13 protein-coding genes are annotated in these 15120 nt (G+C 33.6%); all 13 read left to right on the forward strand.

The window, feature by feature from the left end; translation table 11 throughout:
- Window positions 1-75: 75 nt before the first annotated feature.
- The 13 genes from GIY83_RS19460 to GIY83_RS19520 all read left to right on the forward strand — a co-directional run bounded on the left by GIY83_RS19460 (window position 76) and on the right by GIY83_RS19520 (window position 15100).
- On the forward strand, window positions 76-1137 hold the full coding sequence (locus GIY83_RS19460) for a beta-ketoacyl synthase N-terminal-like domain-containing protein (protein WP_208682980.1): 1062 nt from the start codon (window positions 76-78) through the stop codon (window positions 1135-1137).
- Window positions 1134-1916, forward strand: coding sequence for a polysaccharide deacetylase family protein (locus GIY83_RS19465; RefSeq protein ID WP_208682982.1), 783 nt, complete (start codon window positions 1134-1136; stop codon window positions 1914-1916). Before GIY83_RS19460 ends, GIY83_RS19465 begins: the two co-directional genes overlap by 4 nt.
- A gap of 276 nt (window positions 1917-2192) precedes the next feature.
- Window positions 2193-2819: an outer membrane lipoprotein carrier protein LolA gene (locus tag GIY83_RS19470; RefSeq protein WP_208682984.1), complete on the forward strand. Its 627-nt coding sequence runs from the start codon at window positions 2193-2195 to the stop codon at window positions 2817-2819.
- On the forward strand, window positions 2785-3420 hold the full coding sequence (locus GIY83_RS19475; protein WP_208682986.1) for a hypothetical protein: 636 nt from the start codon (window positions 2785-2787) through the stop codon (window positions 3418-3420). The genes GIY83_RS19470 and GIY83_RS19475 overlap by 35 nt, the downstream gene beginning before the upstream one ends.
- A gap of 37 nt (window positions 3421-3457) precedes the next feature.
- Window positions 3458-4063: a porin family protein gene (locus GIY83_RS19480; RefSeq protein WP_208682988.1), complete on the forward strand. Its 606-nt coding sequence runs from the start codon at window positions 3458-3460 to the stop codon at window positions 4061-4063.
- Window positions 4063-4677 carry an outer membrane beta-barrel protein gene (locus tag GIY83_RS19485; RefSeq protein WP_208682991.1) on the forward strand — a complete coding sequence of 205 codons (615 nt, stop codon included), beginning with the start codon at window positions 4063-4065 and terminating at the stop codon, window positions 4675-4677. Before GIY83_RS19480 ends, GIY83_RS19485 begins: the two co-directional genes overlap by 1 nt.
- Window positions 4678-4689: 12 nt before the next feature.
- Window positions 4690-5061, forward strand: a complete 372-nt coding sequence (locus GIY83_RS19490) for a 3-hydroxyacyl-ACP dehydratase (RefSeq protein WP_194615057.1) — start codon at window positions 4690-4692, stop codon at window positions 5059-5061.
- 2 nt (window positions 5062-5063) lie between these two features.
- Window positions 5064-5549: a hypothetical protein gene (locus tag GIY83_RS19495; RefSeq protein ID WP_194615056.1), complete on the forward strand. Its 486-nt coding sequence runs from the start codon at window positions 5064-5066 to the stop codon at window positions 5547-5549.
- An 18-nt stretch (window positions 5550-5567) separates the two neighbouring features.
- Window positions 5568-6755 carry a DUF2062 domain-containing protein gene (locus GIY83_RS19500; RefSeq protein ID WP_194615055.1) on the forward strand — a complete coding sequence of 396 codons (1188 nt, stop codon included), beginning with the start codon at window positions 5568-5570 and terminating at the stop codon, window positions 6753-6755.
- Window positions 6756-6935: 180 nt separating this feature from the next.
- Complete coding sequence (locus tag GIY83_RS19505; RefSeq protein WP_208682992.1) at window positions 6936-10616, forward strand: 1-acyl-sn-glycerol-3-phosphate acyltransferase; 3681 nt, start codon at window positions 6936-6938, stop codon at window positions 10614-10616.
- A gap of 1 nt (window position 10617) precedes the next feature.
- Window positions 10618-12135, forward strand: a complete 1518-nt coding sequence (locus tag GIY83_RS19510) for an NAD(P)/FAD-dependent oxidoreductase (RefSeq protein ID WP_208682994.1) — start codon at window positions 10618-10620, stop codon at window positions 12133-12135.
- An 11-nt stretch (window positions 12136-12146) separates the two neighbouring features.
- Window positions 12147-13814: a C45 family peptidase gene (locus GIY83_RS19515; RefSeq protein WP_208682996.1), complete on the forward strand. Its 1668-nt coding sequence runs from the start codon at window positions 12147-12149 to the stop codon at window positions 13812-13814.
- Window positions 13811-15100: a phenylacetate--CoA ligase family protein gene (locus GIY83_RS19520; protein WP_194615051.1), complete on the forward strand. Its 1290-nt coding sequence runs from the start codon at window positions 13811-13813 to the stop codon at window positions 15098-15100. Before GIY83_RS19515 ends, GIY83_RS19520 begins: the two co-directional genes overlap by 4 nt.
- The last annotated feature ends 20 nt before the right edge of the window (window positions 15101-15120 follow it).

Here is a 15120-nt window from a genome sequence, read left to right on the forward strand (position 1 = left end):
CGTCATGATTCCAATAAAAAATAAATTAACAATGACGATTCCATGTTCCTTTAAAAAAACAAATTTAATCTTCGCATGAAAAAAACATATATAAATGGAGTAGGCTGTATTTCGACTCAAAAAACATTTGATACTGTTTTTTTAGAAGAAGCTATTGTCAATCATGATCAAAATGTACTGGGGATTCTTCCGCCGGTTTACAAAGAATACATTTCTCCTGCCGCAAGCCGTAGAATGGCAAAAGGAGTGAAAAACGGAATCGTTGCTTCGGCCCTGGCCATGAAAGATGCCAATGTCGAAAAAGTAGATGCTATCATTACCGGAACCGGTTTAGGATGCATCGAAGATTCTGAAAAATTCCTGAAAAGTATTCTGGATAATAACGAAGAATTTTTAACACCAACTTCGTTTATTCAATCTACCCATAATACCGTTGGTGCGCAAATCGCTTTATTACAGCAATGTAAAGGGTATAATTTTACGTATGTAAATGGCGCTGTTTCTTTTGAATCGGCACTTTTAGATGCTAAAATGCAAATCGAAGAAGACGAAGCTCAGTCGGTTTTAATAGGCGGAGTTGATGAAAATGGTGATTATACTGCTGCTCTTTTCAAATTAAACGGACGCATCAAAGCTGATAATTCAGCGCCTTATGATCTTTTAAATTCTTCGACTAGCGGAGCAGTTTATGGTGAAGGTGCCAGTTTTTTTGTTTTAGAAAATGAAAGAAAAGAAACTACCTATGCTGAAGTTCTGGATATTGCCATTGTAAATACGCTCGAAGAAAACGAAATCGAAGCTGAAATTAAATCGTTTTTGAAATCTAATAATTTAGAAATTTTTGATATTGACGCTTTAGTTTTAGGATTTGACGGAAATATAGATTTCGAAAACTATTACAAGAATCTTGCTGAAAATGCTTTCGCAAAAACACCTGTTTTGTATTACAAACATTTAAGCGGAGAGTACGATACAGCATCTGCTTTTGCTTTTTGGATGGCAGCTAAAATTATTAAAACTCAGGAAATTCCTGAAATCATAAAAGTAAATTCGGTTGAAAAACCAGTTTATAAAACCATTTTATTGTACAATCAATTGAATGGAAAAAATCATAGTTTTACTTTGATCTCAAAATGATAACGCATAAAAACATTTCGTTATTCTTTCTCTTTTTATTGCTTTTACTCGTTCTCCTGAACTTTTATACAGCAATTAGTTGGGTATGGTTTATCGCAATTGTTTTGATTTGGTTAGGAATTAACGCTATTGGTTCTTCCCGAATTTCGTCTAATCATCATGTAAAAGCTTTCTGCAATAATCCATTAGAAAAAGAAAAAAAAATTGCCATTACGTTCGATGATGGACCGAGCATTTTTACTTTGGAAGTTTTAGAACTATTGAAAAAATACAATGTAAAAGCCACTTTCTTTTGCATTGGGAAAAATATTGAAACTCATCCTGAAATCCTAAAACAAATTGTTGCCGGAGGTCATTTGGTTGGCAATCATTCGTACAGTCATTCTGCTTTTTTTGATTTTTATAATGCTAAAAAAATTCGGGAAGAAATTGAGAAAACTGATCTTCTTTTAGAAAAATACACATCCAAAAAAATAAACTTCTTTCGTCCTCCCTACGGAGTTACAACACCTTCGATAAGAAGAGCTTTAGAAAAAACCGGACATAAAGTAATTGGCTGGAATATTCGATCGCTCGATGGTGGAACAAAAAATCAGGAATTAATTTTCAATCGCATTATAAAACGGGTTTCTCCCGGCGGAATCGTACTTTTGCACGACACGGCATCACACTCAGTTTTAGTATTGGAACAGTTTTTGCAATTTTTACAGCAAAACAATTATAAAGTGATTTCGATCGAAGAACTTTTGAATCTTAAAGCTTATGAAATGGAACGCTGATTAAACGGATTCGCTTACGCGAAGACGCGGATAAAAACGGATTTTTAACCAATAAGTTAATGCTAAAAAATTTAATTAAACACATAGAAACATAGATCGTATATGTTTAAAAAAGTAAACAAAAAGAAACTCGTTTCTAAAACATAGCTATGTTTGTTAATGCAAGTGAAACGCCTTTTTTGAGTTCAATAATTCTATGTTTCTATGTGTTAATAATAATCTGTGGCAATCATTTTAATCTGTGGCAAAAAATTTAAAGCACAATTTTAAAAAAATATGAAAACTAAAATAGCATTACTAATTCTATTTATATCAGGCAGTTTGTTCGCACAGGAACAAAAAATGACAGATGCTGAAATTTCAGCTTTCAAGCAAGATGTAAATGTGGTTTCGAAAAAAATTAAAACCTTAAGCACTGATTTTATGCAATACAAACACTTGGATTTTTTATCGAAAGACATTGAAACTTCGGGTAAAATGATTTTTAAAGAACCGAGTCTCTTACAGTGGCAATATAAAAAACCATACAATTATAGTATCGTTTTTAAAAACGGAAAAATCCTGATCAACGACGAAGGAAAGAAAAGCGCGGTTGATATTGGCAACAGCAAAATCTTTGGCCGAATCAATAAATTAATCGTGGGCAGCGTGAGCGGAAATATGTTTGACGATAAAGAATTTACGATTTCGTATTTTAAATCGAAAGGACAAAATATCGCGAAATTTATCCCAAAAGATGCTACGCTCAAAAAATACATCAAACAAATCGAACTGACTTTTGATAAAGAAGAAGCAACCGTAGTTCAGGTAAAATTGCTGGAATCATCTGAAGATTATACCCGAATTGTACTTAAAAATAAAGTGATCAATGCAAAAATCGACGATTCAGTTTTTAATAATTAATTGCTTTCTGGCGCTAGTTTTAGTTTCTTGTGGCTCGGTCACAAAAAATTATACTCCAAAAAAATTAGACAAAACGTCTTATGAGGTTGCCTATTTTTCAGATTCAAAAACAGATTATGTTTATAAAACAAACATCACAGTTTACGGAAATGAAATCAGCGGAATTTTCATTGCTAAAAAAATAAACGATACCACACACCGAATTGTTTTCACGACTGAATTTGGCAACAAATTATTAGATTTTGAAATTTCTGATAACAGTTTCAAAGTCAATTCGATCGTATCAGAATTAGATCGAAAGATCCTGATCAATACATTGAAAGAAGATTTTCGTTTACTACTCAAAAAAAAATATCTGATTCAGGAACAATTTGAAAATGATACAGATGATATTTATAAATCGAAAGATGGAAAACGCGACAATTATCTTTTCATCTCGAAAAAGAATCACAAATTAGAAAAAGTCGTTCATTCGTCTCAAACAAAAGAAAAATTTACGCTGACATTTACTTCAGAAAACAATATTTTTGCCGAAAAGATTCAGATTATTCATCAGAATATTAAATTGAAAATTGAGCTGAATTATTTTAAATCAGAATGAAAATTTAAACTAGTCATAAACTTTAAATCAAATCAAAATGAAAAAATTAGCCGTAATTGCTTTTGTTTTATTTATCGGAATTCAATCTCCTCAAGCACAAGTAAAAATTAGTCCCGGGCTTAGAGGCGGTTTAAATTTATCAACATTAACTAATATTGATGATAATAGATCTAAAACAGATTTTTATGTTGGTGGATTAGTAAACATTAAGTTTAATAAATATTTTTCCTTACAGCCTGAGATAACCTATTCAAGACAAGGCGATGAAGGAAGAGAGTATTTTGGAAACGGCTATAATTATCGTTACGTAAATTATGAATTAAACTACTTAACACTTGGCGCGGTTGCAAAATTTAACATTGGCGGTAAAGGTTTCCACATTTTAGGAGGTCCGTCTGTAGATTTAAAAATTTCTGATAATTATATCAACAGCAATCCTGAAGGTTTTGACTTTGCCATTGTTGGAGGCGTTGGATATACATTGCCAAACGGATTAACATTCGAAGCAAGATTAAAACAAGGTTTAGTTGATATTTATGGCTACGATGGAGTTGAGTATGACGATAATGGTTATCGCTATAATGATCTTATCCTGAATCAGGTTTTCCAGATTGGTATTAGTTACACTTTTAAAGTAAAATAATGTATAAAAGTAAATTAGCAATTGCTCTATTCGTTTTTTTTGCCTTAGCAAAAGTACAGGCTCAGGTAACTTTTCAACCAGGTGTAAGAGGTGGTTTGTCTCTTTCTACCATTTCAGAAATGCATGCCAACTACAGACCTGATTTTTATGTTGGTGGTTTTGGAGAAATAAATTTCACGAAACGTTATGCTTTACAGCCCGAAATAAATTACATCAGACAAGGATCTAATAATGTCGCCCGTAATTTTATTGATCAAGATACGCAAACAGAAAGAACAGTTTATCAGGATTTACAAATGAGTTATTTGTCGGTTGGCCTGCTTAACAAATTAAAATTTGCTCAGTTTCAGGTACAATTTGGGCCGGCTTTAGATGTTCTTTTAAGCGACAATTTAGCTTTTAGAAAAACATATAATGATCTTTCGTTTGTTACCGGTGTTGCTTATAAGATGCCATCTGGTCTTGCTTTTGAATTTCGATTTAAAAAAGGTCTCTTAGATGTTTTAGACAGCGATTACTATCATAATAATTCTAATAGCCATTATTTATTTGGTGATTATAATACTAATGTCAATTTTCAAATAGGTATTTCTTACTCTTTTGAAACGAAATAAAAAAATACAAATATGGTTTTAAAAGACTTTTATAAAGTGCTTTCAGAAGAAAAAACAGGAGATGCTAAATTTAATATTCGTATATTAGTTAATGCCAATCATGAGGTTTTTAAAGGTCATTTTCCAGGAAACCCAATTATGCCGGGCGTTTGCATGATTCAGATAATTAAAGAACTTACAGAATCGATTACCAAAAGTACTTTGATGATTCAGACGCTTACAAATGTAAAATTTATGGCATTGATCAATCCGGAAACGAATCCGGAATTGCGTTTAGAACTTGATATAACTACCACAGAGGATGATTTGGTAAAGGTGAAAAACACCACATATTTTAATGATACCGTTGCTTTAAAATTAAGCAATGCGTATAAAAAACTATAATTATGAAATTACTATTGTCAATACTCTTATGGATAAATTTTGCCGGAAATCCAGATTTAGCATCCATTCGAAAGGTATATCCTGACGTTGCAAAATCAGAAGCAAATGCTAAAGAATTTACAGAAAAACTTTCCGGAATCTCAAACAGCGATGAGAAAATTTTAGTGGCGTACAAAGCAGCTTCAATACTTGTCGATTCTAAATTTGAAAACTTAATAGGAAGCAAAATTTCCCGTTTTAAAGAAGGGGCAAAACTTCTTGAAGCTACTTTAAAAACTGACCCCAACAATATCGAAATCAGAATGATTCGATTGAGTATTCAGGAAGATGTTCCTGGAATTACGGGTTATAAAAAGAATATTAAAGAAGATAAAAAGTTCATTACAGAACATTATGCAGAGCAAACAGGCGCTTTGAAAGAATACCTAAAAAACTTTGTTTTGCAATCGAAAAGTTTCTCTGAAAAAGAGAAGCAATTTGTGAAGTAGGTAAAGAAAAAAATCCCAATGCAACCAACTTTATCACAGCAGGAATTACTTAATTCGACCAATTTTTGTGTTATTGTACCCACGTACAATAATCACAAAACGTTGAAAAAAGTGCTGGATTCTATTTTAGATTTTACTTCGAATATTATTATCGTCAATGACGGTTCTACAGATACAACAAAAGAAATTTTAAAGCAATATTCGAAGCTTACCCAAATTCACCATCCCCGAAATATAGGAAAAGGAAGGGCGCTTCGAAATGGTTTTAGAAAAGCGATCGAAATGCATTTTGAATATGCCATCACGATCGATTCTGATGGTCAGCACTTTGCATCTGATATCCCAAATTTTATTGCCGAAATTCAAAAGGAACCAAATTCTCTTTTGATAGGAAGCCGCAATATGGCACAGGAAAACGTGCCAAAGAAAAGTAGTTTTGGAAACAAATTTTCGAATTTCTGGTTTAAATTCGAAACCGGAATTGTATTGGAAGATACTCAATCCGGATTTCGATTATATCCCTTAAACTTAATTCCAAAACAATTTTATACCAATAAATTTGAGTTCGAAATTGAAGTAATTGTGCGTTCTGCCTGGAAAGGTATTGTGGTAAAAAACATCCCGATTCAGATTTTGTATGATCCTGCAGAACGTGTTTCGCATTTTCGTCCGTTCAAGGATTTTACCCGAATCAGTATTCTAAATACCGTTTTGGTTCTAAACGCATTGTTGTACATCAAACCAAGAGATTTTTTTAGAAGAGCAAAAAAAAAAGGTTTTAAAAAATTCTTTCTCGAAGATATCTTAGAAAGTTCTGATTCTAATTTCAAAAAATCAGCCGCAATTGCTTTGGGTATTTTCATAGGTATTTCGCCTTTTTGGGGATTTCAAACCGTTTTGCTTTTTACTTTCGCGGCTTTGTTCAGGCTCAATAAAGTGATTGCTTATCTGGCTTCGAATGTGAGTTTTCCTCCTTTTATTCCTTTTGTTATTTACGGTTCGCTAAAAATGGGAAGTTACTTTGTATCGAATGATGCGCCGCTAATTTTAGACAGTTCGGTTACACTCGATGATATTCAAAAAAATGCAACCCAATATATCGTCGGAAGTCTTATTTTAGCATCCGTTTTGGCGCTGACTTTTGGCCTTATAAGTTATTTACTTTTAACGGCTTTTAGTTCTAAGAATAAAACAAATATTACGTAAAAATGGCAAAGATTAAAAGGATTTACGCTGATTTTTTTCGCCACAAATTTCACAAATTAGCACAAATTAATTCGCGAAAATTCGTGAAATTCGTGGCGAACTGACACAGAACTTAAAATCAATTTAATCCCTTTATTCCGATAGCTATCGGGAGTGGCAAAAAAAAAATAATAAATAATTATGCATCAATACTTCTACGCCATTCACTTATTTATAAACCGACAAAAAACTTTATCGGTTGCTTTGGCTATTTTGATGCTTTTTGGTTTTGGATTCTTTGCCTCTCAAATAAAGTTTGAAGAAGATATTACAAAGCTTATCCCAACAAATGATAAGGCTGATGTTACGGCAAAAGTGTTGAAACAACTCAACTTTGCTGATAAAATCACGGTTATTTTCAAACTTGATAAAAACGGAACTGAAGACGATTTAAAAGAAATGGCAACTGCTTTTTCTGATAGTATTGCCAAATCGTGCAAACCATATGTAACCGGAATTCAGGGAAAAATTGACGAAGAAAACATTCAGGAAACGATAGATTTTGTTTACAATAATTTACCGCTTTTCCTGGAGAATAAAGATTATGCTGCGATTCAAAACAAACTTCAAAAAGATAGTATTGCCGCAACGGTTCAGGGAAATTACAAATCGATCATTTCTCCATCCGGATTTGTAACTAAGGATTTTATCCTGCAAGATCCCCTTGGGATTTCGTTTATTGCTCTGAAAAAATTACAGCAACTGAATATTGGTGACGATTTCACCCTCAACAATGGTTTTGTAATGACCAAAGACAAAAAGAAATTGTTGCTTTTTATAACGTCAAATCTTCCTTCGAGCGAAACGGAAAAGAATACCATTTTTGCCGAAAAACTAAAATCGATTCAGGAGAATCTAAACCAGAAATTCAAAAGCAAAACTTCGATAACTTATTTTGGTTCGGCTTTGATTGCGGTTGCCAATGCCAATCAAATCAAAAGCGATATTATCTTAACCACAACAATCGCAATGATCACGCTGATGCTGATCTTGATTTTGTTTTATCGAAAAGTATTGATTCCGTTAATTATTTTTCTTCCAACGGTTTTTGGCGCTTTGTTCGCCGTGGCTTTTTTATATTTTGTAAAAGAACAAATTTCAGCCATTTCTCTTGGGATTGGCTCAATCTTACTAGGAATCACAATCGATTATTCGATACATATTCTCACACATTACAAACATAACAGCGACGTAAAAACGCTGTACAAAGACATTACAATGCCCGTAATTATGAGCAGCTCAACTACGGCTGTCGCTTTTTTATGTTTGCTTTTTGTAAAATCTGATGCTTTAAATGACTTAGGCATTTTTGCTGCCGTGATTGTTATGGTAACGGGTCTTTTCTCTCTTTTGATTGTGCCGCATTTGTATAAACCGAAAGAAAATAATTTTGAACATAAGAAAAATGTCATCGATAAACTGGCACATTTCTCTTTTCATAACAATAAATATTTGATTGGTTTTTGCGTTTTAATCACCATTATTTGCTGCTTTACTTATAATAACGTTGGCTTCAATAATGATTTATCGCAATTGAATTTTGTTCCAAAAGAAATCAAAGCCGCCGAAAAAGATCTGGAAGAAAGCACGAGCTTAACCTCCAAAACCATTTATGTGGCTTCGTACGGAAAAAGCATGGAAGAAGTTTTGCAAAACAACTCTCAACTTTTTGCCGATTTATCGAAGGAAAAACAAACCAACAAAATATTGAATTTCAGTTCGGTTGGCGGAATTATGCTTTCGCAAAAAGAGCAACAACAAAAAATCGATAAATGGAATTCGTTTTGGGATGCTAATAAAAAACAACTTTTAGCATCTGAATTGATTGCTGAAGGTGCAAAACTAGGTTTCAAACCCACAACATATTCTGCCTTTTTTGATCATTTAAATTTTACTTTCAAACCCATTTCAGCTTCAGAATATCTGAAAATTCAGGTTTTGCAACTGAAAGAATTTGTAACCGAAAAAAATGGATTCTTCACGATTTCTACTTTAGTAAAAGTAACGCCTGAGCAGCGAGATGCTTTTGTAAAATCGGCTTCCACCAAAAATAATCTGATTGCGATTGATCGTCAGCAAATGAATGAAACATTCTTCAGTACTTTAAAAACCGATTTTAATTCGCTGGTTAATTATTCGTTTGTTGCTGTAATCCTGATTTTGTTTTTCTTTTTCCGCAGAGTCGAATTGGTCATCGTAAGCTGTATTCCAATTGCTTTAACCGGAATTGTAACGGCAGGAATTATGGGAATCTTTGGCATCCAGATGAACATTTTCAGCATGATTGTTTGTACGCTGATTTTTGGTCATGGTGTCGATTTTAGTATTTTCATGACAAGCGCACTTCAAAAAGAATATACCAACGGAAAAAACGAAATCGCGATTTACAGAACTTCCATAATTCTGGCGGTTATCACAACTATTTTAGGAATTGGTGCCATGATTTTTGCACGTCACCCAGCGTTGAGATCCATTTCTTCTGTTTCTTTAATTGGGGTTTTTGCGGCACTAATCATAACGTTTATCTTCTACCCGATTCTCTTTAAATTATTCATATCCAATCGTGCAAAAAAAGGAAATCCACCTTTTGTATTGCGCACTTTTATACACGGTATTATTTCGTTTACCTATTACGGATTAGGCGGTATTTTGATGTCAATTTTCAGTATCACCATCATGCCGATTCTTCCAATAAAGGAAAAAACAAAAATGAAAGGTTTCCGATATGTGATTTCAAAATTCATGAATTCCGTATTGTATTCCAATCCGTTTTTGCATAAAAAAGTCATTAATAAGTTTAATGAAAATTTCGAAAAACCAGCCATCATTATTGCTAATCATTCTTCGTTTATTGATATTCTGGCAATGGGAATGCTGAGTCCTAAAATTATATTTCTGGTAAACGACTGGGTTTACAACTCTCCTATTTTTGGCGGAACGGTTAGAAAAGCAGGTTTTTATCGGGTTTCAGAAGGTATCGAAGGCGGCGTTGAACATTTGCGCCAAAAAGTAAACGAAGGATATTCGTTAATGATTTTCCCTGAAGGAACGCGTTCAGAAAGCAATCAGATCAACCGTTTTCATAAAGGTGCTTTTTATCTTGCCGAAGAATTTAATCTGGACATTGTTCCTGTTTTAATTCACGGGGCTTCAGAAGCAATCCCAAAAGGCGATTTTGTCATTCATCATAGTTATCTGACCCTTTCAATTTTAGAAAGAATTGCGCCTGATAATCTTTCTTTCGGGAAAAATTACGCCGAAAGAACGAAACTATTAAGCGCTTATTTTAAAACTGAATTCCAGAAAATTCGTCAGGAATTAGAAGGTCCGGATTATTTCAAAAAAATGGTAATTCATAGTTATGATTACAAAGAAATTGAAGTAACAAACAGTGTCAAAAACGATTTAAAACATAATTTAGAAACCTATTATCGTCTTAACAAGCATGTTTCGGCAAAAGCCAAAATACTGCACTTAGCCAATGATTACGGACAATTAGACGTTTTACTGACTTTGCAGGAACCACAACGAAAAGTAATTTCTTTTATTTCTGACGAAGAAAAACTAGCAGTTGCTAAAACGAATTATTTCCTTAAAAAAAGAAAAATCTCTTATGTGGATGATCTCGAATTGACTTTAGAAAATCAATACGATGCTCTTTTAATTTCTGATGAAAATTATAAAGAGGATCTCGGGAAAATCATTTCTACAACTTCTTGTGTTATTTTAATCAATAGTTCAGGTTTAAAAAACACTTTAATTAACTTTGGTTTTCAATCTGTCTCAGAAGAAAATTCTATAATCGTATTAAAGAAAAATTAGCATGAAAGAGCAATACGATGTAGTAATTGTAGGCAGCGGTTTAGGCGGATTGGTCTCGGCCATTATTCTGGCAAAAGAAGGCTACAGCGTTTGTGTGCTAGAAAAAAACAATCAATACGGCGGAAACCTGCAAACTTTTGTGCGCGATAAAACCATTTTTGATACCGGAATTCACTACATAGGAGGTCTTGAAGAAGGGCAAAATTTATATAAATATTTTAAATATCTGGGTATCATGGATCATCTCAATTTGAAAAAATTAGATGAAAATGGTTTTGACATTATCTCTTTTGAAGATGATGAAAACGAATATCCGCATGCGCAGGGTTACGACAATTTTGCCAATCAATTAGTCACTTTTTTTCCTGATGAAAAAGCAAACATTGAGGAATATTGCAAAAAAATAAAAGCAATTTGTGAATGTTTTCCTCTTTATAATTTAGAATGGGAAGGCAAATACGACAACGAAATTTTAGGGCTTAACGCCAAAGAAACAATCGAGGGATGTACACAAAATGAAAAGCTAAAAGCCGTTTTATCCGGTTCTAATTTTTTGTATGCGGGTATTGCTGACAAATCGCCTTTTTATGTCCATGCGCTTTCTGTAAACTCTTATATTCAAAGTTCGTGGCGCTGTATCAATGGCGGAAGTCAGATTACAAAACAGCTTTTGAAACAGCTTAAAAAACACGGTGGTGAGTTTTATAAATACAAAGAAGCTATTCGATTTAATGTCGAAAACAAAAAAGTAACTTCGGTAGACATGAAAGACGGAACTCAGGTTTCAGGTTCTTATTTCATCTCGAACATAGAACCCAAAACAACATTAAAACTGGCGGGCGAAGAAAACTTTAGAAAATCATTTTACAGCAGGGTTCAAAGTCTCGAAGGCGTTATTTCGGCATTCAGTTTATATATCGTTTTTAAACCGGAAACTTTTAAATACATCAATCACAATCATTATCATTTCAAGAAAAGTTCCGAAGTGTGGACCGCTCATGATTATGACGAAAATTCATGGCCAAAAGCTTTTATGGCTTCTATGAATGCCTCAAAAAAACAGGAAGAATGGGCCGAAGGAATGACCTTTATCACTTACATGAAATATGACGATGTTGCACCCTGGAGGAATACTTTCAATACTACAGTTGATGAAAATGATCGCGGAGAAAGCTATGAAGAATTTAAATTCAGAAAAGCAGCTAAATTTTTAGATGAAATCGAGATAAAATTCCCCGGTATTAGAGATTGCATTCAATCTGTTCATACTTCTACCCCGCTTTCTTATCGGGATTATATAGGTGGAGACAACGGAAATATGTACGGATATGTTAAAGATTCGAATAATCCGATGAAAACCCTGATTCCTTCAAAAACCAAGCTGGATAATTTATATCTTACTGGCCAAAGTATTAATATGCATGGCGTTCTTGGTGTAACAATTGGCGCCGTTGTAACCTGTTCAGAAATTCTTGGCAAAGAATATTTAGTAACTAAAATCAATAAAGCATCTGAATAAAATGTAGGGATATGAAAAGCCGGATTAATTTATTTTTTTTCGTTGGTTTTTTATTGGTGTTAGCCTCCTGCGGAACATCAAAATCCATGCATCATCTTCCTGAGACTTCTCAATATAATGCTGCAAAACCAATTGTAACAAAACAATCTGACAGCGTTTTTGTTTCAGGAAAAAATTCACTTTTAAAAAATAAACAAGGCCTTTGGGAACTTTATGTTGAAGGCGATCCTCTTGAAATTGGCCTTAACACCGGAGCTTTATCAGATTCTCTTTTAAAAAATCAGGAACATATATTCTTCTCCAAAATAAAGGATATTGTTCCGTCAAAATTTCAACAACGACTTCTTCGAAATTTTCTAAAATGGTACAACAGGAAATTATACCTGAATGTTCCTGAAGAATATCAAACCGAAATTTTTGGTGTTTCGCAATACACCTCGCATGATTTTGACAACATTGCACCACAATTTCAGCGGAGTTTGTATTTGCATGCCGCGCACGATATTGGGCATGCTTTGCAGGATTTGGCTTTGGTGGGTTGTTCCTCTTTTGCTGCCTGGGGCGAAAAATCTGAGGATGGAAATTTAATCCTTGGACGTAATTTTGATTTTTATGTGAATGACGCTTTCGCGGAAAATAAAATCGTCGCGTTTATAAACCCGAAAGAAGGTCAACAGTTTATGATGGTTACCTGGCCCGGAATGGTTGGTGCGGTTTCCGGAATGAATGCGCAAGGTTTGACGGTTACTATCAATGCCTCGAAATCTAAAATACCATTGATTGCTAAAACACCAATTTCTATTCTAACGCGTGAAATTTTACAACATGCCAAGAATATTGAAGAAGCCATTGCGATTGCCAAAAAAAGAGAAGTTTTTGTTTCAGAATCTATTATGGTTGGAAGTGCGCAAGATAACAAAGCGATTTTGATCGAAGTTTCGCCTAAAAAGATGGACGTTTACGAAGTCCCAAATAGTGATCAGTTGTTTTGTTCGAACCATTTTCAGGGAGAAGATTTAAAAAACGAAAAACGAAATCAGTTGCAAATTGCCAACAGCCATTCTGAATATCGTTTTGAAAGAATGCAGGAACTTTTTGCAGAAAATCCTAAAATTAATCCCAAAATTGCCTCTGAAATTCTTAGAAATAAAGACGGTTTAAAAAATATCCCTTTGGGTTATGGCAACGAAAAAGCATTGAATCAGTTGATGGCACATCACGGAATAATCTTTAAACCAAAAGAAAAACTGGTTTGGGTTTCGGCAAATCCGTATCAGTTAGGTGAATTTGTTTGTTATAATTTAGATTCTATTTTTAAAGAAAGAAAAAGAAGCCCGATTGTTTCATTTCAACAGAAAAATTTAGACATTCCAAAAGATCCTTTTCTGGAAACTATTCAATATAAAAAGTATCAAAAATTTAGAACTGAAGATGATAAAATAGATCTGTATCTTAAAAATAAAGAAACGATCAATCCTGAATTTATTCAGCAATATCAATCCTTAAACCCTGATTATTGGGTTGTGTATTACAAAGCAGGGTTGTACTTTTATCAAAAAAAAGAATACAAGCTTTCTCAGGCCAATTTTGAAAAAGCGTTAACCAAAGAAATTACAACAGTTCCTGACAAAACAGCAATTGAAAAGTATTTAAAAAAAATCAAAAGAAAATTACAATGATTCCATTAATAGAAAAAGATTCTTTAGAAGAAATTAAAAATTTTCAAGAGCAAAAATTAGTCGAACTTTTAGAATATATCAGTCAAAATTCTCCTTTTTACAAACGCCTTTTTGCGGGTCAAAACATTGATATTTCGAAAATTAAAACACTCGAAGATTTACAATATTTGCCTGTTACCACAAAAGAAAATTTACAGGAATACAACGATGATTTTTTATGTGTTCCTCAAAATAAAATCATCGATTATGCTTCGACTTCAGGAACTTTAGGCGATCCTGTAACTTTTGGTTTAACCGATTCTGACTTAGACAGATTGGCTTATAACGAAGCAATTTCATTCGCCTGCGCCGGAATTGCAGAAGGTGATGTGGTACAATTGATGACGACAATCGACAGAAAATTTATGGCCGGTCTGGCTTATTTTCTGGGATTACGAAAACTAAAAGTGGGTGTTATTCGCGTTGGAGCCGGAATCCCGGAATTGCAATGGGATTCTATTTTAAAATACAAACCTTCTTATCTAATTACGGTTCCTTCGTTTTTATTAAAGTTAATTGAATACGCAGAAGCTCACGGAATTGATTATAATAATTCGAGCATAAAAGGTGCTATTTGCATTGGAGAATCACTAAGAAATCAGGATTTTTCGATGAATATTTTATCCAATAAAATCACTGAAAAATGGAATATTAAGTTGTTCTCTACTTATGCGTCTACAGAAATGAGCACTGCTTTTACAGAATGTGAGCATGGTGTTGGAGGTCATCACCATCCGGAATTGATTATTGTTGAAGTGCTGGATGAAAATAATATTCCTGTAAAAGACGGAGAAATTGGCGAACTTACTTTTACCACCTTAGGGATTGAAGCCATGCCTTTATTGCGTTTTAAAACCGGAGATATTGTTCAGTTACACAACAGTCCTTGTGCCTGCGGAAGAAACACATTGCGTGTTGGTCCGGTTGTGGGCCGTAAAAAACAAATGATAAAATACAAAGGAACAACGCTTTATCCGCCAGCGATGAATGATGTTTTGAGTGGTTTCGACAATATCGAAAATCATATTATTGAGATCTCTACCAACGATTTAGGAACAGATGAAATCCTGATAAAAATTGCTGTAAAAAATCAATCTGCTGAATTTTTACAGGAAATAAAAGATCACTTTAGAGCAAAATTAAGGGTTACACCAAAGATTGAATTCGCCTCAAAAGAAACTTTGAACCCTTTAGTTTTTAACCCAATGAGTCGAAAACCAATTCGATTTTTTGATTACAGAGTTTAGAAAAAAAGGTGCAAAGTTGT

It is taken from the genome of Flavobacterium sp. SLB02, assembly GCF_009664855.1.
Taxonomy (GTDB): domain Bacteria; phylum Bacteroidota; class Bacteroidia; order Flavobacteriales; family Flavobacteriaceae; genus Flavobacterium.